Source organism: Mesorhizobium sp. M0910, from assembly GCF_040319465.1.
Lineage (GTDB): Bacteria > Pseudomonadota > Alphaproteobacteria > Rhizobiales > Rhizobiaceae > Mesorhizobium.
Genome location: NZ_JAMYNZ010000012.1, coordinates 63,685 through 82,956, shown reverse-complemented (window position 1 = coordinate 82,956; position 19,272 = coordinate 63,685). Strand labels below are relative to the sequence as shown.

Below are 19,272 nucleotides of genomic sequence, written 5' to 3'. Positions count from 1 at the left end.
TGCTTCCAAAGCCAATCCGGCATCTCCCGTTCAAATTGATTAAGGCGCTGCCGACATAACGGTCGGTTTTGGCGCTCCGACATAAGCGCAAAAGCCGGCTGAACTCGCGTTGGACGCCAAGCAGATCGTATCAACGATTGGGGGCTCATCTCGCCAGCCGGCGGGAAGCATTAGGTTCCGCCAAAGAAGCAAAGATGGACTCTAACCAGAGTTTAGCGGCCGAGAGCCGCCTTAAACAGACCGGGCCGGTTTGTCTTGCTTCAACCAAATCATCCAAGGTGCATAGTTTTGGGAGCCCGGATTCTCGCTTGTCGTTTCACTCACCATGCTCCATCAAAGGGCACTTTGCTGGGCGATGCCTTTTCGCGAGACGCGACCATGTTCGATCGTGGTCGAGTAGCTCAGCCATTCGGCTTTCGCCCTCACAGATCCGGGCGGGCGGATTTCCCGCATCAAATGTGCTCGAACACATTTGGTGCGTAATGTGGCTTCGGTAAAGATGTGGCGTCGGCCGCCGCGGACCAGAGGCGGCAGGCCGGTGAGGACGCCGAGCGCAACATAACAAAGCGGGTTACAGGGACCGAAGGAAGTCCATCAGCGCCGGTTGATCACGCCATCGTTTTGGGATCTTGCCGAGACTCGGCGCCTCGCATTTTTCGAGCGCCTTAGCCTTGGTCTCGAAGTCGACCTCTGCATAGACGTTCGTGGTGTCCAGCGAGACGTGCCCGAGCCATCCGCGGACTGTGTTGATGTCCACGCCGGCGCGCAGGAGATGGGTCGCCGTGGTGTGGCGGATGGAGTGAGGGCTTACGCGCTTTGTCGCCAAGGACGGCATTTTGGCGACGACCTTGAGGCCATAACGCTCAACGGCGGTATGGATCCCGAAGCGAGTGATGGGTTGGCCGCAGCGATTGAGGAAGACGGATCGAGAAGGGGCTCCGTCAGCGACGAGTGCCCGTAACTCGACGACGGTGGCGGTCCACAACGGGCAGTATCGCTGCTTGCCGCCCTTGCCATGGATTTTGACGCTGGGGGCGTTCAGGTCCAGGTCCGCCACCTTGACGCCGACCGCCTCTGACGCTCTCGCACCAGTGTTGTAGAGGAACAGCAGCAGGGTGTAGTCGCGCCGACCCTGCTCCGTCCGCCGATCTGGAGCGGCGAGCAAGGCGTCGATCTCCGCCTTTTCGAGGTAAGGAACGACCGCCTGATCGGTCTTCTTGAACGGGATCGAACGGATCTGGCCCGACCATTCGATGTGGACGGGGCTATGCTCGCCGACAAAGCCAGCGAACGCCCGAACGGCGGCAAGACGTTGATTGCGGGTGGCGATCGAACATCGACGCGTCACTTCGATATCGGTCAAGAAGGCGCGGATTAGCTCGGCCGATAAATCGACGACATTCAGGCGATCAATAGACTTGCCGACCCGCTTCGCAACGAACGGGAGAAGCTGACATAAGCCGTCGCGGTAACCCTGCTGGGTGTTGCGGGCGAGATTGCGTTCGGCAACCACGTGTTCGAGTAGGAACCGCCGGATCCAGGGGCCAAGGAGCGCCTCGTCACGCATTGGGCATCTCCATGGCGTAATGCTCGAAGCGCGCGCTGGCCTCACGCAGAAGGTCCGGGGTTAGGGTTAGGTATCGCTGCGTGCCCGAGATGTTGACGTGGCCAAGGTAGGTGGAGAGCTTGGGCAGAAGCCGTTGGACGTCGGCGCCTTGGCGATACCAGGAGAGGAGGCGGTGAACTGCAAAACTGTGACGAAGGTCATGCAATCGAGGCTGATGTCGCGGCCCGGCGCCGGCGCACACGACATTCGCTTTGACGCGTAATCGGCAGAACACCCTCTCAGCGTGTTGCAGGGTCACAGGGGCGCTCTGGCGCGTGAGGAACCAGAGGGATTCTGCAGACTGGCCTTCGCGGCGGCGAGAAGCGTGCTGGGATAAGATGCGCACGAGGTCGTGGCCGATCGGAGCCAGTCTGGTCTTGTAAAACTTGCTCTCGCGGACGCACAGGACCCCTTCCTCGAAGTCGACGTCGGCTAAGGTGAGGGACAGTGCCTCGCCAAGGCGAAGCCCCGCGCCGTAAAGGAGAAGCAGGAGCGTTCGGTATGTGTCCGGATCAATAGGACAGCCAGGATGGTCGATCAGGACGACGGCGTCGAGTAAACGACCGATCTCCTCGCGGGAGTAAATATAGGGAACGAAGGCTTCCGCCGGCTTGGGGACGGCGCGTGGCAACGGCCATATGTTTGTATGCCCCCGGGCCATCGCGAACCGATAGAAGCCCGCCAGAACAGAATGCTTTCGTTCCCAGAAACGGGTCACCGGGCCGCGTCCCGCAAGAAAGGCCAACACTCGGTCGGCCGTCACCTCCGTCAGAGGTCTGTCGCCGACGAAGCGACAGAACGACTTGAGCGTGCGCACCTCCGTGCGGAAGCGCATTCCGATTGCTTGCCGGTGATCGACAAAGCTGGCGATAATTTCTGAAAGGATCATGCCAGTCCTCCCAGATCGAACGCCCCGACCTCGCGCAGTCCGGCAAGGTCGACCCTGGCGTAGGTGCGGGTCGCAAAGGCGCTGCGATGGCCGAGATGGTCCCCGATCTCCTTCAGGCTCAGACCTTGCGCAACAAGGTGGGTGGCGCAGGCGTGGCGAAGTCCATGAGGGCCAAAATGCATCGACTGAACGCCCAGGGCGCTCAGTCGGCTTGCAACCACATGGTACACTGCGCTCGCCGACAGCGGCCGGAACGGGGCCTTGAGGGTGAGGAAGACCTCATGGCGACGGCAGCGGGCGCGCGCCAGCTGAAGGTAACTCACAACAGCGTCGCCGACGGAGGTCACCAAGGGGTAGTATTGCGTCTTGCGCTGCTTGGACCGGGTCACCTTGATGACCTCTCTCGTCCAATCGATGTCTTCGAGACAAAGACCGCGGACTTCGCCGCTTCGCAGTCCGTAGATCGCGAGCAGCTTTAGAATCGCGTGGTCACGGACGTCACGCGCGGTCCTGTCCCTCGTGCTCTCAAGGAGCCGCTGGACATCGGGCCAGCCGGGCCCATCGGCAAAGCTTCTTCCCTGAACAGTCGCGGCGCGTCGATCGCTGCGGCGATTCCGGGGCAACACCATTGTCGACGCTGAGCATGGCGGAAGAACGCGCGCAGGGCGTGCGCGCTCGTCGCTACCGACACCCGAGACCACCCGCCACGACCCTTTACGTCGAGGAAAGCGTCTACGTCTGCAACGGTGATGTCGGCGATCGAAGATTTTTCGACGCCTAAATGTTCGAGGAAAGTCTCTACCTGCCAGCGTTGGTTGGCTAGGGTGCTCGCCGACAAGCCACGCTCATCATGTTGATAGGCGATGAAGTCGTCAACCTTTTCACAATGGGCCTTCGGTTCGTTGGGAGCCGGTTCTTCAAGCTGACCAAGAAAGCAAAGCCACGCTGCGGCGACGTCATGGAACAAACGCCGTGACCACTTCTCACCGCAGGCTCTGTTTCGCGCGTGCTGGTATCGGGCCCAAGATTGAGCGGCCGCGTCGATCTCGGCCTGCCTGACGCACCTGCCGCCGGACAGGTCCAGCCGCTCCGCAATGACCAGCAACTCGCGGGCCGTGCGCAGCAAAGTCTCACGAGCCGCACGCTGATCGGCGAGATGTTTGAGATAGCGCAGCCGCTTCGAGGCCTCGCGCCCGTCATGGTGACGCGCTACGACCTTCGGGTAGTTGAATAAGTCCTCGAACATGCCTCGGATCTCCAGTGAGGTGGGAAATCCGATCACCTATATCCAGTTTGTTATGTTGCGCTCGGCGTCCTCACCGGCCTGCCGCCTCTGGTCCGCGGCGGCCGACGCCACATCTCTACCGAAGCCACATTACGCACCCGGCTCTTCCCGAGGGTAACCCGCGTCATATCCGTGCCTGCGCCCAAGTTCGAGTGATGCGCGGAGTTGGCAGGGGGAAGCGCGCCGTCAGGGTCTCGAACTCCGACCAGCCCATGCGCCGGCTTTTCTGGCTGCGCCGTCTCAGACACCGTAGCCATATCCGGCGCATTTGCCGATGGAATCCGTTGAGCGCTGGGTAGTTGTGCGGCCTGCCGTAGTAGCCGTAGTGTCCACGCAGAACGGCGGCGAACCACCTGTGCTGCGCAGCCATTGGCGCGTGCATGAGCCGCCAGGCATCCTGGCGCAGCGCCGTCAGCTTGCGCGTCAGGCGTTTCCCTTCCGTCTTGTGCTTCACGATGAACCGGCCATCCCGGGTCCGCCCGCAGTAGTGGGTGAAGCCCAGAAAGGCGAAGGTCTCGGGTCTCGGGTCGCCGCTCGCCACGCCGCTGTCGTGAGAGGGCCGCGAACCGCCCAAACTCGATCAACCGCGTCTTGTCCTCGTGGAGTGTCAGGCCAAAGCCGGCCAGCCGCGCCTTGAGGGCCAACAGCATCTCCTCTGCATCGGCCTTCTTCTCAAAGCCCATGACGAAGTCGTCAGCGTAACGCACGATCACAACGCGACCGTGTGCATGGCGACGACGCCATTGGTGGGCCCAGAGATCGAGGATGTAGTGCAGGAAGATATTGGCGAGGAGCGGACTGATGCCCGCCCCTTGCGGGGTACCCCTGTCCGTCTCTTGCTTCTCGCCGCTCTCAAGGACGCCAGCCCGCAACCACAGCCCAATGAGCCGTAGGATACGAGGATCAGCGATCCTGTGCGCCACCATTCGCAGCAGCCACTCGTGGTCGACCGAGTCGAAGAAGCTGCGAATGTCGGCATCGAGCACCCAGTTCACACGCTGGCTCATGATCGCTGTATGCAGGGCATCAAGCGCCATGTGGGGGCTCCGCCCCGGCCGGAAGCCGTAGGAGAATCCCAGGAAGTCGACCTCGTAGACAGCACTCAGCACCTCGGCCACCACGCTTTGGACGATCTTGTCTTCCAGCGCCGGCACTCCGAGAGGCCGTTTACCGCCATCGGCTTTGGGAATGTAGACCCGCCGCACCGGCTGTGGCCGGTAGCGATCGGTGTGGACCCGTTCGCAGAGATCACGGATGTTATCCGTCAGCCCCTCTTCGTACTTCGCCACGGTCATCCCATCGACCCCAGCACTCGCCTGTCGCTTCTGTCGCCGAAACGCCCGGTAAAGGGCTTCTTCGTCGACGTGATGCAGCAGGACCGTGAACCGGGTTTGGGCAGCCTGCCTGGCCGCCGCGTTCACCCGCTCGAGGGTCAGCGGCAAGGCAACCCGGCTCTGTGTCCGGACCTTGGCCTCCTCGCGCAGGCTCCCCTCAGGCCGGTCCCTTCCCTCCACTCGCCTCGTTTCCTTCGACGGCTTCACCGGTACTATGAACCAGTCCGACTCCCGACCTCAGCTCGAACGGCAGCTCTGGCAGTACCTTGCTGCTGTCCCCCGCTGGAGACCAATCCAGCGGACCCGGTCGGGCCTCTCATGTTCCGATGATTACCTTCCATGCGTGATCGGCCATCGACCCCGACGGAGCGGCATCGTCTCGCGTAACGACGATGCTCATATTGCCTTCGTGACTAGGGAACACATCGGCCTCCGCGAACATCCACCTTTCGAGGCTCATTCCCGCACCCCGCATGGCTCCTGTCTACACTTCAGACCCCGCGTTGCCGCGACGCCCGCAAGACTCGGTCCGGCTTGCCCGCTACGGCTTTGGCCGGATGGGACTTGCACCCACAAGCAATCATCAGCTTGGCATGACGTACTCCCAGGGAGTGGTGTAGCTGACGGCTTGGTCGCCGCGCTCTCCGGCATGGGGCCGGGCTGATCAGCGTGCCACGGCTGGCAGGCTGATGAGCGGATCATCGCTCATTTGGCTGATGGTTTCCAGATGGGGTGGATGCCAGCCTTCTCCGACGGCATCGCGATGTGCCAAGTTTGTGGTGTTAGCGCCACGCAAGGAGAGGCAGGCATCCATGGAAAAGGTTACCATCATCGGGGTCGATCTGGCAAAGAACGTCTTTCAACTGCACGGGGCGGCAGCTGACGGATCAGTCGTATTTCGCAAGAAGCTGTCGCGCTTGCAGTTTTGCAAATTCATGGCGGGTCATCCGGCATGTGTCGTGGCGATGGAGGCGTGCGCGGGTTCCAATTATTGGGCGCGCGAGATGGTCCGGCTTGGCCATCAGCCGAAGCTGATTGCACCTCGCTATGTCAAAGCGTTCATCAAGCGGCAGAAGAACGACGCAGCGGATGCGGAGGCGATCGTCGAGGCAGCGCAACGGCCAACGATGCGCTTCGTCGAACCGAAAACCGAGGAACAGCAGTCTCGGTCCATACTGTTTCGCACCCGGGAAATCGTCGCCTCCGGACCGCGCAGCCCGACACCTGGCGCACCCTACACCTACGTCACCACAAAAGAATTCCTGCTGGAGTTCGGTCTCGATACGTTGCGCGACTTGCCGGATTTCGAGGCGCTCGAGGACACCGGACTGCTCAGCAAGGACAAGCTGCTGGCGGGAGAGATTTCGGCTGTGCTGGTGAGCTACGAGGACGCCGATAATCTGTCTGATGTTGAATTCCTTGACGGTCAGGAGGCAGCCGAAACGCAGTAGGTCCACGCCTGCAATGGGCTTGTCGCAAATTTTTTGATGACAGCAGAAAGGCCGATCGAATGACGGATTTCAGGCGGCGTTTGCTTCCAACCGTTCATTGAGTGAATGGCTGCGGGCTTTGATAGGTTCGTCCACATGCCATTTTCCGCCGGCCGTCCGCTTGCGTCGGTTGAAGGGCTTGAGCAGCAACGACGAAAAATGGACGACCCGGCGATGAGTTTGTCGAATGGTCGATGCTGATGCCGCGCTCAGTCAAGCTGAGAGGGGATTTCTTGGAGCTGCCGGCGATCGGGCCGCAGAGCCGGCTACCGTCATACCCGTTCCCGAACTGGGCCGGCCTGATCGTGCCCACCCGCGCCCTACCCGAAAGTGGGGCCGATATCGATCGCTTCCAGCAGCGGGCCGATCTTTCCGGTCACCAATCGTCCAATGCGGGCGCTACCTGAATGAATGGCGACTCTACCCGTTTGGGCGTTCCATAGGGCTAAATAAAGATGTCAATTGCAGTGTTCATGATGCATTGTTATGAAAATAAAATTCATAATAGGAAAGTGAGTAGACCCCTAGCACTCCGGCGGCCGCACAGGCACGAAGATGATCATGCTCCAGGAACACGCCCACCACTCATACGAAGAACAGGGTGACGCCTTGGAGGAAAGCCGGCCGATAAGTTTCCGCGAGGATGTGCGAAGCCTTCTGTTTCGGCTGTTGCTGTCGGTTGTCAACGAGCGCGAGCCCGACATAGCGGAGGTGCTCAACGGGCTGGCCGATCTCGACACGCTGGCCAAGGAGCGGCGCATTGCCGCCCTGCAGGCTAGCGGAATCTGGTTTCAGTTGCTGGCCATAGCCAGCGAACTCGCCGCGATGCGCTCGCGCCGTGAACTTGAACAGGCCGGCGGTTCCGATGAGGTCGTCGGATCGTTTTCCAATGTCGTCGGCCAGATAGCCGCGCGCGGCTACTCGGCGGAGGCCGTACGGGGGGCCCTGGACGGTCTTTACGTCGGCCCGACGATGACGGCGCACCCCACCGAGGCCAAGCGCGTCACGGTGCTCGAAATCCACCGCCGCATCTACCGCAAGCTGACCGAGCTGGAACAGCAAAGATGGGCGCCGCGCGAGCGCGAGTTGCTGATCCGCGATCTCAAGAGCGAGATCGAGATCTTGTGGATGACCGGCGAGCTACGGCTGGAACGGCCGTCCGTCGAGCGCGAGATCGCCTGGGGGCTGCATTTCTTTCGGGAGGTGATCTTCGAGGCGACGCCACGGCTTTACGAGACGCTCGAGAGCGCATTGCGGCGCCACTATCCACAGTATGATCTCAAGGCGCCGCCGTTCATGCGCTACGGTTCGTGGATCGGCGGCGACCGCGACGGCAATCCCTATGTGACGGCGAAGATTACCGCCTTCGCGCTGTCTGAATGCCGCCGCGCCGCGATCGAGTGGTATCAGGGACAGGTCCGGCGTCTGGTCACGGTGCTGAGCGCGAGCTCGAACGTCGTCGACATCCCAGAGGTCTTTGGGCCGGCGTTGGCGGTCGCGCTTGAAAAGAGCGGCGCGGGGCAAGAGATCGCGGCAAGGAATTCCGACGAGCCGCTTCGGCAGTTCGCCGCCGCCATGCTGCGCCGGCTCGAGGCGCTGCGCGGTCAGGGGAGCGGCGTTGCCTGCCCGAACGAAGAGGCCTTCAGGAAGGATCTACTTTCGCTGTCGAACGTGCTCGATCGGATCGGCGGCAGCCTGATCGCCAAGAGGTTCGTTCAGCCGCTGCTGCGGCAGCTCGACAGCTTTGGCTTCCGCACCGTATCGCTCGAGATCCGACAGAACTCGACGGTGGTCAACCGGGTCCTGGCCGAACTGTTTGCCGCGGCCCCCCCAGCGCAATCGACGGCACCCCGCCCGGGAACCCCGCAATGGTCGGCGCGCATCCGCGAAGGCCTTCATGCCGGCGAGCGGCTCGAGATAAAGCGTAACCAGCTTACCGAGGAGGCCCGCGAGCTCCTCGATGTGTTCGACGTCATTCGCGATGCCGCGGTGGGCACCGGCAGCATGTCGATTGGCGCCTTCATCCTGTCGATGACGCAGTCGCCCGAGGACATCCTGGCCGTCTATCTCGTCGCCCAGTATTGCGGTCTGGCAACCGCGCTCGACGGATCGGGCACGATCAGGCTCAAAGTCGTGCCGCTTTTCGAGACGATCGGCGACTTGCGGGCCGCTCCCGAGATTATGGACCGGTTGCTCGGCACGTCGATCGTTCGCCGCTCGATCGCGATTTTGGTAACCGCCAGGAAATCATGCTCGGCTATTCGGATTCCAACAAGGATGGCGGGTTCCTCGCCTCCAACTGGGAACTGAGCAAGGCGCAGAAGCGCCTCACCCGGACCGGCCAGAAAAACAAGATCAAGATCAGCTTTTTCCATGGCCGCGGTGGATCGGTCAGCCGTGGCGGCGCGCCGACCGGCAGGGCGATCGCAGCACAGCCGGCGCAAACGGTCGGTGGCGTCATGCGCGTGACCGAGCAGGGCGAGGTGGTGTCATCGAAATTCGCCAATCGCGGGACGGGCCTCTATCAACTCGAGATATTGGCGGCGAGCGTGCTTGCCCACAGCGTCAAGTCGGCCGACGAGGCCGAACTGAAGGACATTCCGGAGTTCGAAGAGGCGCTCGAGGCACTGACCGGCATGTCGCAGGCGTCTTACGCCAGCCTTATGAACGAGCCCGGCTTCATCGATTATTTCAACCAGGCAAGCCCGGTCGAGGAACTTGCACTGCTGAAAATCGGATCGCGGCCGCCGCGCCGGTTCGGCGCCAGCAGCATCGCCGATCTTCGCGCCATCCCATGGGTCTTCGCCTGGAGCCAGAACCGCCATCTGCTGACCGGATGGTATGGGATCGGCAGCGCGCTCAATTCCTTTGTCACAGTGCGCGGCGACCATGGCGTGGACCTGCTGAAGCAGATGTTCGAGCGCTCGCGCTTCTTCCGCCTCATTGTCGATGAGGTCGACAAGACGCTTTACCAGGCCGACATGGAGATCGGTCGCCTCTACGCCGGGCTTGTCAGCGAACCCGATACCGGCGAGCGCATCCACAGGAAGATCGCCAGCGAGTATGAGCTGACGCGCAGGATGATCGGGGAGATCACCGGACGAGTCGATCTGTCGACCCGCTTCCCGACGTTCAAGCGTCACTTCGACCGTATTCGTCCGCAGATGGACGACATCCACCGGCTTCAGGTCAAGCTGCTGCACGAGGTCCGAACACAAGACACTGCGGCACCAAGTCCGAAGCGGGCGATCAATGCGCTTCTGCTGTCGATCAACTGCATATCCGCCGGCCTTGGATGGACCGGCTAGAAACTAGGGACGGCGCTGTCGCGCTTGAAAAGGAGGATCCTCATGAACATTCCCGCAAAACCGGGCCTCGGCAGCGTTGGTCAGTTCTTCCACGCAGGCGTAGCCGAATCCGACCCGACCGTCGACGCGGCGATGAATCGCGAATTGCAAAGGCAGCGTGACGAGATCGAACTGATCGCTTCGGAAAACATCGTCTCGAAGGCCGTGCTTGAGGCGCAAGGCTCGGTGCTGACGAACAAGTATGCCGAGGGCTATCCCGGCCGGCGCTACTACGGCGGCTGCCAGTACGTCGACGAGGTCGAAGACCTGGCACGCGATCGCGCCAAGGCGCTGTTCAACTGTTCCTATGCCAACGTCCAGCCCAATTCCGGCAGCCAGGCGAACCAGTCGGTGTTCATGGCGCTGATGCAGCCGGGCGACACGTTCATGGGGCTCAATCTCGCCGCCGGCGGGCACCTGACCCATGGCTCTCCGGTCAACCAGTCCGGCAAATGGTTCAATGTCGTCTCCTACGGCGTGAGGCCGCAAGACCAGCGGATCGACTATGACGAGGTCCGCGACCTTGCACTCAAGAACCGGCCGAAAGTCATACTGGCCGGCGGCTCGGCCTATCCTCGCATCATCGACTTCCAGGTATTTCGCGGCATCTGCGACGAGGTTGGCGCCAAGCTGTTCGTCGACATGGCGCATTTTTGCCGGTCTCGTCGCCGGCGGCGCCCATCCCAATCCGCTCCAGCATGCGCATGTCGTGACCACCACCACACACAAGACGCTGCGGGGGCCGCGCGGCGGCATGGTGCTGTCCAACGACGAGGAGATCGGTAAGAAGATCAGCTCATCGGTGTTCCCCGGCCTGCAGGGCGGACCGCTGATGCATGTCATCGCCGCCAAGGCGGTTGCATTCGGCGAGGCGCTGACGCCTGCGTTCAAGAGCTATGCGGCAAACGTCGTCGCCAACGCCAAGATGCTGGCGGCAACCATCGCGGCGAGCGGCGTCGACATCGTCTCGGGTGGAACCGACACGCATCTGATGCTTGTTGACCTGCGCCGCAAGCAGCTTACCGGAAAGGCCGTGGAGGCAGCCCTTGGCCGCGCTCACATCACCTGCAACAAGAACGGCATTCCCTTCGATCCGCAAAGCCCCGCTATCACGTCGGGAGTCAGGCTGGGGACGCCCGCCTGCACGACACGCGGCTTTCTTGCCGAGGATTTCCGCCTGGTGGGCCAACTGACGATGAAGGTCGTCGACGGGCTGTCGGTCAACGGAGAAGACAGCAACGCGGCGATCGAGCGGGAGGTTCGCGAGGAGGTCGGCGCGCTGGTGCGCAGATTCCCGATATACGACCGATTTGGGTCGCGTAGGAGCCGCAAGTGATTGCGTGGGGCATGTAGTATGGTGAGCCTGGATGTGCCGGGATTGATGATACGCCCATGGTTGAAGTGAATAGATTCAGAGTTATGACCGCGGAGCGGAATCCGCTGGTCCTGGCTGCGCTTGGCGACATGATCAAAAGGGATGACCGTTTCGAACTCGTCCTGGGCGTCCAGACCGGCGAGGCGTTCCTGGAGGCGGTATCTGCCGCCACGCCCGCTTTCGATGTCGCTGTCATCGGCTGGAAACTGTCCGATATGAATGGCGGCGAGGTCCTGGCCGAGTTGCGGAAGCGCCAGCTTAATCCGCGCATCGTGATCTTTTCAAACGAGCACGACATTGCGATCCTGAAACAGTGCGTGCGTCTCGGTGCGCAAGGCTTCTGCTACCAGTGCGAGGATCCCTGCATGCTGTTCGACACCCTGCTCGTCGTCGCGCAGGGCCGCATCTGCATCCCCTACATCGACGTCTCGAAAATAAACGATACGCCGCTTTCGAAGCTTACCCTGCGGGAGCGAGAACTGCTTGCAGTCCTGGCCGATGGCTGGACCAACCTGCAGATTGCCACCCGCACCGGAATTTCCGAAAACACCGTCAAGTATCATCTGAAGAACCTCTACGACAAACTTGACGTGCGCAACCGCGCCATGGCCGTGGCGCTTCATGCCAGCGAGAGGAACCGCGGTGCGCAGATGAATTCCCAATAGGCTGATCGAGACGCGCCGCGCTCCGCTGCTTTGTTTAGCCATGATGCGCTCGCGCATCAGGCAGAAAACCTCTCACCTTGCGGGCACCTGTCTATCGCAGTGCAGCCCGAGGCATTGGTGCGCCGCAGCACAGCCTTTACTTGACAGCATGTCGGTCCGAAAGGGGTTATGTTGTTGCCGCGATATAGGCCAGCGCGCGCCGAGACCCGCAGTGCTTCGCATTTCCATTTAGAATGCCCATCAGTAGCCGGCTAACCGCAACGGCGGAGCTGGCGTTGGTCTGGAAATGCAGCGGATGCCGCTGCCATTGCGATGTGGTCGGCTGTAGCCGGAATCCATCTGGGGCCACGCCATTGACCTGTTGCCCGGAACGCACTCCCGATTGCCGCAAATCTGCACAAATATCGTGTCTGACCATCGCCATGGCCGGCGCCGGCAACGCTTGCGGGCAAGCCCGGTCCGCCGGGTAGGTCCAGCCTATCCGTTCGCTCTTTTTCGGCCTCCCCAAGCGGTTTTTTTTCAATGCCGGGCGGTGAAATTTTCTATCCGGGCAGGTGTTTTTCTGGCCGCACCAAGAAAATAGAGTTCCTCGTGAGAAAATGGACATTGGGCCCGATCCGGGTCTTTGCCAAGCCGAGCTGAGGAGAAGCAGTCATGGCCGGATACAATCAACTTTTCGTCCCAGGACCGACCAATGTTCCGGATTCGGTCCGGCAGGCAATGAACGTGTCCATGGAGGACATGCGTTCACCCACCTTCCCTTCATTCACCCTGCCGTTGTTCGAGGACATGAAGAAAGTCTTCAAGAACGAGACCGGCCGTGTCTTCATCTTCCCCTCGTCGGGAACCGGCGGCTGGGAATCGGCCATGACCAACGTGCTCAGTCCGGGCGACAAGGTGCTGATGTCGCGCTTCGGCCAGTTCTCACATCTGTGGATCGACATGGCTGAACGCTTCGGCATGGACGTTGATGCCATCGATTGCGAATGGGGAACTGGCGTACCCGTCGAGATATACGCGGAGCGGCTGCAGGCCGACAAGGCGCACCAGATCAAGGCGGTGTTCTGCACGCATAATGAAACGGCGACCGGGGTCACCAGCGATGTCGCCGCCATCCGCGCGGCGCTCGACGCTGCCGGCCACCCCGCGCTGCTGTTCGTCGACGGCGTGTCGTCGATAGGCTCGATCGATTTCCGTCAGGAAGAGTGGGGTGTCGACTGCGCCGTCAGCGGATCGCAGAAGGGTTTCATGCTCCCCGCCGGACTGGGCTTTCTGTCCGTCAGCCAGAAGGCGCTTGCGGCAGCCAAGTCCACCAAGCACCATCGCTGCTATTTCTCCTTCGACGACATGATCAAGGCCAACGACACCGGCTACTTTCCCTACACGCCGGCAACCCAGTTGCTGCGCGGTCTGCGCGCCTCGCTCGACCTGATCGCCCAGGAAGGCCTCGAAAACATCTTCGCCCGCCATCACCGGCTAGCCGGGGGTGTGCGCAAGGCCGTCGATGCCTGGGGCCTGCGCCTCTGCGCCAAGGAGCCGAAGTGGCATTCCGACACGGTCAGTGCCGTCCTGGTCCCTGAAGGCATCGACAGCGCCGCTGTCGTTCGGCGGGCCCACCAGGCCTATAACACGTCGCTGGGCGGTGGCCTCAACAAGGTCGCCGGAAAGGTCTTCCGCATCGGCCATCTCGGCTGGCTGAACGAAGTGATGGTCTGCGGCGCGCTATCGGCCGCCGAAATGGCCTTGCTCGACTGCGAGGTAAAGCTCGCGCCGGGCTCAGGTGTCGGCGCGGCGATCGAGCATTTCCGCCTGTCGGAGAAAACCACGCTCGCCAAGGCGGCATGATAGGTCAATCGGGAGGAAAAGATCATGAGTCATACCATCAACCATCTTCGCAAGCTGCGCCTCCAGCGCAGCGAACTCGCGGTTCCGGGATCGAACCCCGAGATGATCGACAAGGCGGTCAACAGCGCCGCTGACTTTATCTTTCTCGATATCGAGGACGCCGTCGCCCCGCCCGACAAGGAGCGAGCGCGCAAGAACATCATCCAGGCACTGAACGACATCGACTGGCGCGCCAAGGGCAAGACCGTCTCGGTGCGTATCAACGGCCTCGACACGCATTACATGTATCGCGACGTGGTCGAGGTGATGGAACAGGCCGGCGACCGGCTGGACACGATCCTGGTACCGAAAGTCGGCGTCCCGGCCGATCTTTACATGGTCGAGGCCATGGTCAACCAGATCGAGATGGCCAAAGGCTTTCGGACGCGTGTCGGTCTTGAGGCATTGATCGAGACGGCGCTCGGCATGGCCAATGTGGAGGCGATCGCAGCCTTCCCGGGACGGCTGGAGGCGATGCATTTCGGGGTTGCCGACTATGCAGCCAGCTGTAAGGCACGCACCGTCAACATCGGCGGCCTCAACCCGGATTATCCCGGCGACCAGTGGCACGCGGCCTTGTCGCGCATGACGGTTGCCTGCCGGGCCTATGGCCTGCGCGCTATCGACGGTCCGTTCGGTGATTTCTCCGATCCCGATGGCTATATGGCGGCCGCCCGGCGCGCCGCAGCCCTTGGTATCGAAGGCAAGTGGGCGATCCATCCCTCACAGATCGAACTTGCCAACACGGTGTTCTCGCCGCCCGACAAAGAAGTCGCACGCGCCCGCCGGATCATCGAGGTGCTCAAGGAAGCCGAAGACCAGGGCAAGGGCGCCGCGGCGCTGGACGGCAAAATGATCGACGCCGCATCGGAACGCATGGCGCGCAACGTCCTAGTGACGCACGAGGCCATCGAGCGGTCGGCGCAGCCGCGCACTGCCGCACACGTCTGAAGGGGAACTTGACATGGACATTCACGAATATCAGGCGAAGGAACTTCTCTCGCGCTATTCCGTCCACATTCCCCGCGGCGGTCTGGCCTATAGCCCCGAGCAGGCGACATACCGTGCCAGTGAGATCGGTGGCGGCAAATGGGTCGTCAAGGCGCAGATCCATTCCGGTGCGCGCGGCAAGGCCGGTGGTATCCGCATCTGTGCGTCCGATCAGGAAGTGTGCGATGCCGCCGAGGCGATGCTGGGCAGAAGGCTGGTGACGCATCAGACTGGGCCGCGTGGCAAGCTGGTGTCGCGGCTCTATATCGAAGAGACCGTCGACATTCGCCAGGAAATCTATCTCGCCTTTGTCCTCGACCGTAAGGCCGAGCGGGTGATGATCGTCGCCTCTGCGTCCGGCGGCATGGAGATCGAAGAGATCGCCGAAAAGCAGCCTGATTCAATCATTCGCGCGACCGTCGACCCTGGCGCGGGCATGCAGCAGTACCAGGCGCGCGAGATCGCCTTCGGCCTTGGTCTCGAGAACAACCTGATTGGCAAGGCGACCGAAACGCTGCTTGGTTGCTACCGCGTGTTTCGCGACTACGACGCCTCGATGCTCGAGATCAATCCACTGGTCGTCACGCGTGACGGTAATCTGATGGCTCTGGACGCCAAGATGTCGTTCGACGAGAACGCGCTGTTTCGTCGTCCCGAAATCTCCGAATTGCGCGACAAGTCGCAGGAGGATCCGCGCGAAACCTTCGCCAGCGACCGCGGCCTGTCCTATGTCGGGCTCGACGGCAATATCGGCTGCATCATCAATGGCGCCGGCCTCGCCATGGCGACGATGGACATGATCAAGATCGCCGGAGGTGAGCCGGCGAACTTCCTCGACATCGGCGGTGGAGCCTCGCCCGAGCGCGTTGCGAAATCGTTCCGCGCGGTTTTGGGCGACAAGAATGTCGAGACCATCATCGTCAACATCTTCGCCGGCATCAACCGCTGTGACTGGGTGGCCGAAGGCGTCATCAAGGCGATCCGCGAGGTCGGCGTCAACGTTCCGCTCGTCGTGCGGCTTGCCGGCACCAATGTCGAAGAGGGCAAGCGCATCCTGGCCGATTCCGGTGAGGATGTAATCGTCGCCGACACACTGGCCGAGGCGGCCGAAAAGGCGGTTGCCGCGTGGCAAGCGGTCACGATGAAAAAAGCAGGCTGACGGGAGGAAAATATGGCAATTCTGCTCAATCGGAACACCCGCGTCCTCGTGCAGGGCTTTACCGGCAAGATCGGCAGCTTCCATGCCGAGGACATGAAGCGCTACGGCACCAAGGTGGTCGGCGGCGTGACGCCCGGCAAGGGCGGACACACCTATCTGGGCGTTCCCGTCTTCAACACCATGAAGGGCGCGGTCCGCGAAACCGGAGCCGATGCCAGCATCGTCTTCGTGCCGCCGCCCTTTGCCGCCGACTCGATCATGGAGGCGGCGGATGCCGGCATCAAGTTCTGTGTCTGCATCACCGACGGCATCCCCTCGCAGGACATGATGCGCGTCAAGCGCTACATGCGGCGCTACCGCTTCGAGGACCGCATGCGGCTGATCGGGCCGAACTGCGCCGGCATTATCACGCCCGGACAGGCGCTGATGGGCATCATGCCAGGCAACATCTACCTGCCCGGCCGGGTCGGCATCGTCGGCCGTTCTGGCACGCTCGGCTACGAGGCCGCATCCCAGATGAAGGCTCTCGGCATCGGCGTGTCGACCAGCGTCGGCATTGGCGGCGATCCGATCAATGGATCCTCCTTCAAGGACATGCTGGAACTGTTCGAGCGGGACGAGGACACCGATGCGGTGGTGATGATCGGCGAAATCGGCGGACCGCAGGAAGCCGAAGCGGCCGAGTGGGCCAAGTGGAACATGAAGAAGCCGCTGATCGCCTACATTGCCGGCCTCTCGGCACCGAAGGGCAAGCGGATGGGCCATGCCGGCGCGATCATCTCTGCCTTTGGCGAGTCGGCGCAGGAGAAGGTCGAGATCCTACGCGACGCCGGCGTCGTCATCGTGCCGACGCCGGCCGCATTCGGACCGACGGTAGCCGGTGTGCTCGCCGAACACAAGAAAGCGGCGTAATCCCCGGCTTCCGCCCAATCAGGGTTAGCGCTGGCCGCTGACCCGCCTTCAATCAGCAGGGAATCTCATGAAGCCGCGCATAATTGTGACCCGGCGTTGGCCGGCCGTCGTCGAGCAAATCCTTGCGGAGCGGTTCGACACCACTTTGAACGCCGGCGACATCCCGTTGACACCAACGCAACTCAAGGCCGCGTTCCTGAATTTCGACGCCATCCTGCCGACTATCAGCGACAAGCTTTCCGCCTCGGTCTTTCCCGATGAGGACGCACGCACCAAGCTGATCGCCAATTTCGGCGTTGGCTTTAGCCATATCGACCCGAAAGCCTCGCGGCAGCGAGACATCGTCGTGACCAACACGCCAGGCGTGCTGACCGACTGCACGGCCGACATCGCCATCAGCCTGTTGCTTGCCGTTGCCCGACGCACGGGCGAGGGCGAGCGGCAATTGCGGGCCGGCGAATGGACGGGATGGTGCCCGACCCACATGATTGGAACCAAGGTTTCGGGAAAGACGCTCGGCATTATCGGCATGGGCCGCATCGGCAAGGCAATGGCAAAGCGCGCCCATTTCGGCTTCGACATGAAGATCGTCTTCTTCAACCGTTCACCGGTCGATGACGACCAGGTCCGCGCGATGGGAGCAAGCCAGTTGCCAACCATCGAGGACGTATTGGCGCAATCGGACTTCGTGTCGCTGCATTGCCCCGGCGGCGCTGAAAATCGCCACCTGATCGACGCCGGGCGTATCGCTGCGATGAAGCGCGGCGGGTTCCTGATCAATACGGCGCGTGGCGACGTGGTCGATCAGGATGCGCTCATCGATGCGCTCGAAAACCGCTCCATTGCGGGCGCGGGGCTGGATGTCTTCGCCGAAGAGCCTTTGGTTCCCGAAAGGCTGATGCGGCTGGAAAATGCAGTGCTGCTTCCGCATCTCGGCTCCGCTACCGAAGAAACACGCGTAGCAATGGGGATGAAGGCGGTGGAGAACCTGACCGCCTTCATGGAGGGCCGTCCGACGCCGGACAAGGTAGCCTGAAGTGATCACCCAATCCGGCAGCCTGCTCAAGTCTCTTCGGCAGGAAGCGGTGGCGCTGTTTCGCGAGGGCGTGGCCGCGGCCAATCCCGAGCAAGCGGTGGCGGCGGCACTTGTCGAACGCAGTGCCACGCTCGAGCAGGCGTCGTGGATCATTCTGGTCGCATTCGGCAAGGCAGCCTGTCCGATGGCGCGGGCCGCCATGCCCTTTGCCCGGGACAGGCTGGCGACAGCCATTGCGCTGACGAACCGCGAGAATGTTGAACCGGTCTATGGTGTCGAGGTGATTGCCGGCGGACACCCGATACCCGATAAAGGCAGCATTGCGGGCGCAGCCGCGACCGAACGCGCGGTTTCGCGCGCGCAACACGGCGATCTGGTTCTCGTTTTTTGGTGAGCGGCGGCGGCTCGGCTCTAATGTGTGCTCCGCCGTCAGGCATTGAGCTCGTCGACAAGATCGCGCTCAACGGAAACCGCGACTTTGGGATCGACGTCATTCGTGCCCAACCGGGCACATACGCTTGTGGTATGGGTCTTGGGATCATGCTTCTCGACGAGGTATACCCTGGCTTTCCCGGTGATGTGCGGAACGCAAGTGCGTATCCATTTCCGATCCAATATGACGTAGTCGAAGGTGTTGATATCGACCGACTCGTTTTTCAGGTAGATAAGTCCGCTTGCCTAAAGCCCATACTGCAGGCCGCACGTCGGCTCGAACGTATGGGGTGCCGAGCCATCTCTGCTGAGTGCGGTAACTTCGCGTTTTTCCAGAAAGAAGTGGCGGCCGAAGTATCGGTGCCCGTGTTTATGTCGAGCCTTTTGCAGGTGCCTCTGGCGCAGCGGCTAATCGAAAGCACGAAACGAGTTGGGATCGTTTGTGCCTTTGTTCGTCAGTTGACCGAGCACCATCTCCTCAGTGTCGGAATCCATCCAGAGTCAAACCTTGCGTTCATGGGCGCATGCGAGGACTATTCGTGCTCGGAATTCGAGAATTTGTGGAGCGCAGGCAAGCGGCCGGCGGTCCCGACCGCCAGTTTCGAACGCGCCGAAGCCGAGTTCGTTAATGCGTGTAAAGACTTCGTCTCCAAGAACCCCGACCTGGGCGCACTGATTTTCAGTTGCACAGGTCTTCAGTCGTTCGCACGCTCTGTGCAACATGAAGTGAGGTTGCCTGTCTTCTCTTGGAGTACCCTGCTCGACTACGCCTTTTCAGTCGTCGTTCATCGCGAGCACTATGGCCACGTTTGAACGGCTGCCGGTTCCGCGGACGTGTGCGTCCAGGTTGCTCAGGCGGTGGGGTCGC

General features: G+C 61.7%; 16 protein-coding genes and 4 pseudogenes. 13 read left to right on the top strand and 7 right to left on the bottom strand.

The genetic code is table 11. From position 1 onward, the window contains the following. Positions 1–571: 571 nt before the first annotated feature. The 5 genes and pseudogenes from NKH78_RS25815 to ltrA all read right to left on the bottom strand — a co-directional run bounded on the left by NKH78_RS25815 (position 572) and on the right by ltrA (position 5,222). The gene (locus NKH78_RS25815; RefSeq protein WP_352884630.1) at positions 572–1,567 is read right to left on the bottom strand and encodes a tyrosine-type recombinase/integrase; all 996 of its coding nucleotides are present in this window, start codon (positions 1,565–1,567) and stop codon (positions 572–574) included. After that, on the bottom strand, positions 1,560–2,495 hold the full coding sequence (locus NKH78_RS25810; protein WP_352884628.1) for a tyrosine-type recombinase/integrase: 936 nt from the start codon (positions 2,493–2,495) through the stop codon (positions 1,560–1,562). The genes NKH78_RS25815 and NKH78_RS25810 overlap by 8 nt, the downstream gene beginning before the upstream one ends. Continuing rightward, a complete protein-coding gene (locus tag NKH78_RS25805; RefSeq protein ID WP_352884627.1) occupies positions 2,492–3,124 on the bottom strand; it encodes a tyrosine-type recombinase/integrase in 633 nt (210 codons plus the stop codon). The genes NKH78_RS25810 and NKH78_RS25805 overlap by 4 nt, the downstream gene beginning before the upstream one ends. Positions 3,125–3,135: 11 nt before the next feature. After that, positions 3,136–3,741, bottom strand: a pseudogene (locus tag NKH78_RS25800) (site-specific integrase); the annotation flags it as partial. Positions 3,742–3,791: 50 nt separating this feature from the next. Beyond that, positions 3,792–5,222: a group II intron reverse transcriptase/maturase gene (gene ltrA / locus NKH78_RS25795; RefSeq protein ID WP_352884626.1), complete on the bottom strand. Its 1,431-nt coding sequence runs from the start codon at positions 5,220–5,222 to the stop codon at positions 3,792–3,794. A gap of 704 nt (positions 5,223–5,926) precedes the next feature. Here ltrA and NKH78_RS25790 point away from each other — a divergent pair. After that, a pseudogene (locus NKH78_RS25790) lies at positions 5,927–6,313 on the top strand (IS110 family transposase); the annotation flags it as partial. A gap of 363 nt (positions 6,314–6,676) precedes the next feature. Here the strand turns inward: NKH78_RS25790 and NKH78_RS25780 are convergent. After that, positions 6,677–6,821, bottom strand: a pseudogene (locus NKH78_RS25780) (IS6 family transposase); the annotation flags it as partial. Between NKH78_RS25780 and NKH78_RS25775 the strand changes: the two are divergent. The 5 genes and pseudogenes from NKH78_RS25775 (at position 6,799) to NKH78_RS25755 (ending at position 11,991) form a co-directional block, all read left to right on the top strand. Next, on the top strand, positions 6,799–7,011 hold the full coding sequence (locus NKH78_RS25775; RefSeq protein ID WP_352884712.1) for a hypothetical protein: 213 nt from the start codon (positions 6,799–6,801) through the stop codon (positions 7,009–7,011). The pseudogene NKH78_RS25780 and the gene NKH78_RS25775 overlap by 23 nt on opposite strands. A gap of 154 nt (positions 7,012–7,165) precedes the next feature. Continuing rightward, positions 7,166–8,914 carry a phosphoenolpyruvate carboxylase gene (locus NKH78_RS25770; RefSeq protein WP_352884624.1) on the top strand — a complete coding sequence of 583 codons (1,749 nt, stop codon included), beginning with the start codon at positions 7,166–7,168 and terminating at the stop codon, positions 8,912–8,914. After that, on the top strand, positions 8,854–9,912 hold the full coding sequence (locus NKH78_RS25765) for a phosphoenolpyruvate carboxylase (RefSeq protein WP_352884623.1): 1,059 nt from the start codon (positions 8,854–8,856) through the stop codon (positions 9,910–9,912). The genes NKH78_RS25770 and NKH78_RS25765 overlap by 61 nt, the downstream gene beginning before the upstream one ends. 42 nt (positions 9,913–9,954) lie before the next feature. Next, a pseudogene (gene glyA, locus NKH78_RS25760) lies at positions 9,955–11,287 on the top strand (serine hydroxymethyltransferase). 83 nt (positions 11,288–11,370) lie between these two features. Continuing rightward, positions 11,371–11,991, top strand: a complete 621-nt coding sequence (locus NKH78_RS25755; protein ID WP_352884622.1) for a response regulator transcription factor — start codon at positions 11,371–11,373, stop codon at positions 11,989–11,991. A 166-nt stretch (positions 11,992–12,157) separates the two neighbouring features. Here the strand turns inward: NKH78_RS25755 and NKH78_RS25750 are convergent, their stop codons facing one another. Further along, positions 12,158–12,598 (bottom strand): hypothetical protein, encoded by a 441-nt coding sequence (locus tag NKH78_RS25750; RefSeq protein ID WP_352884621.1) that lies wholly within the window; start codon positions 12,596–12,598, stop codon positions 12,158–12,160. Positions 12,599–12,645: 47 nt separating this feature from the next. Here NKH78_RS25750 and NKH78_RS25745 point away from each other — a divergent pair, with 47 nt between their 5' ends. The 7 genes from NKH78_RS25745 to NKH78_RS25715 all read left to right on the top strand — a co-directional run bounded on the left by NKH78_RS25745 (position 12,646) and on the right by NKH78_RS25715 (position 19,217). Continuing rightward, the gene (locus NKH78_RS25745) at positions 12,646–13,836 is read left to right on the top strand and encodes an aminotransferase class V-fold PLP-dependent enzyme (RefSeq protein ID WP_352884620.1); all 1,191 of its coding nucleotides are present in this window, start codon (positions 12,646–12,648) and stop codon (positions 13,834–13,836) included. Positions 13,837–13,860: 24 nt separating this feature from the next. After that, positions 13,861–14,826 (top strand): HpcH/HpaI aldolase/citrate lyase family protein, encoded by a 966-nt coding sequence (locus NKH78_RS25740; RefSeq protein ID WP_352884619.1) that lies wholly within the window; start codon positions 13,861–13,863, stop codon positions 14,824–14,826. Between the two features lie 13 nt (positions 14,827–14,839). Beyond that, positions 14,840–16,024, top strand: coding sequence for a malate--CoA ligase subunit beta (locus NKH78_RS25735; RefSeq protein WP_352884618.1), 1,185 nt, complete (start codon positions 14,840–14,842; stop codon positions 16,022–16,024). A gap of 12 nt (positions 16,025–16,036) precedes the next feature. Beyond that, a complete protein-coding gene (sucD, locus tag NKH78_RS25730; protein WP_352884616.1) occupies positions 16,037–16,936 on the top strand; it encodes a succinate--CoA ligase subunit alpha in 900 nt (299 codons plus the stop codon). 67 nt (positions 16,937–17,003) lie between these two features. Then, positions 17,004–17,972: a 2-hydroxyacid dehydrogenase gene (locus NKH78_RS25725; protein WP_352884615.1), complete on the top strand. Its 969-nt coding sequence runs from the start codon at positions 17,004–17,006 to the stop codon at positions 17,970–17,972. Between the two features lies 1 nt (position 17,973). Then, positions 17,974–18,366 (top strand): DUF4147 domain-containing protein, encoded by a 393-nt coding sequence (locus NKH78_RS25720; RefSeq protein ID WP_352884614.1) that lies wholly within the window; start codon positions 17,974–17,976, stop codon positions 18,364–18,366. After that, positions 18,363–19,217 carry an aspartate/glutamate racemase family protein gene (locus tag NKH78_RS25715; protein WP_352884613.1) on the top strand — a complete coding sequence of 285 codons (855 nt, stop codon included), beginning with the start codon at positions 18,363–18,365 and terminating at the stop codon, positions 19,215–19,217. Before NKH78_RS25720 ends, NKH78_RS25715 begins: the two co-directional genes overlap by 4 nt. Positions 19,218–19,272 lie beyond the last annotated feature (55 nt).

What these genes read in the sequence shown, in the direction of transcription:
- NKH78_RS25815 (WP_352884630.1), bottom strand. Translation starts at nt 1,567, where the DNA reads ATGCGTGACGAGGCGCTCCTTGGCCCCTGGATCCGGCGGTTCCTACTC.
- NKH78_RS25810 (WP_352884628.1), bottom strand. Translation starts at nt 2,495, where the DNA reads ATGATCCTTTCAGAAATTATCGCCAGCTTTGTCGATCACCGGCAAGCA.
- NKH78_RS25805 (WP_352884627.1), bottom strand. Translation starts at nt 3,124, where the DNA reads ATGGTGTTGCCCCGGAATCGCCGCAGCGATCGACGCGCCGCGACTGTT.
- NKH78_RS25775 (WP_352884712.1), top strand. Translation starts at nt 6,799, where the DNA reads ATGCTGATGCCGCGCTCAGTCAAGCTGAGAGGGGATTTCTTGGAGCTG.
- NKH78_RS25770 (WP_352884624.1), top strand. Translation starts at nt 7,166, where the DNA reads ATGCTCCAGGAACACGCCCACCACTCATACGAAGAACAGGGTGACGCC.
- NKH78_RS25765 (WP_352884623.1), top strand. Translation starts at nt 8,854, where the DNA reads ATGCTCGGCTATTCGGATTCCAACAAGGATGGCGGGTTCCTCGCCTCC.
- NKH78_RS25755 (WP_352884622.1), top strand. Translation starts at nt 11,371, where the DNA reads ATGACCGCGGAGCGGAATCCGCTGGTCCTGGCTGCGCTTGGCGACATG.
- NKH78_RS25750 (WP_352884621.1), bottom strand. Translation starts at nt 12,598, where the DNA reads ATGTCCATTTTCTCACGAGGAACTCTATTTTCTTGGTGCGGCCAGAAA.
- NKH78_RS25745 (WP_352884620.1), top strand. Translation starts at nt 12,646, where the DNA reads ATGGCCGGATACAATCAACTTTTCGTCCCAGGACCGACCAATGTTCCG.
- NKH78_RS25740 (WP_352884619.1), top strand. Translation starts at nt 13,861, where the DNA reads ATGAGTCATACCATCAACCATCTTCGCAAGCTGCGCCTCCAGCGCAGC.
- NKH78_RS25735 (WP_352884618.1), top strand. Translation starts at nt 14,840, where the DNA reads ATGGACATTCACGAATATCAGGCGAAGGAACTTCTCTCGCGCTATTCC.
- sucD (WP_352884616.1), top strand. Translation starts at nt 16,037, where the DNA reads ATGGCAATTCTGCTCAATCGGAACACCCGCGTCCTCGTGCAGGGCTTT.
- NKH78_RS25725 (WP_352884615.1), top strand. Translation starts at nt 17,004, where the DNA reads ATGAAGCCGCGCATAATTGTGACCCGGCGTTGGCCGGCCGTCGTCGAG.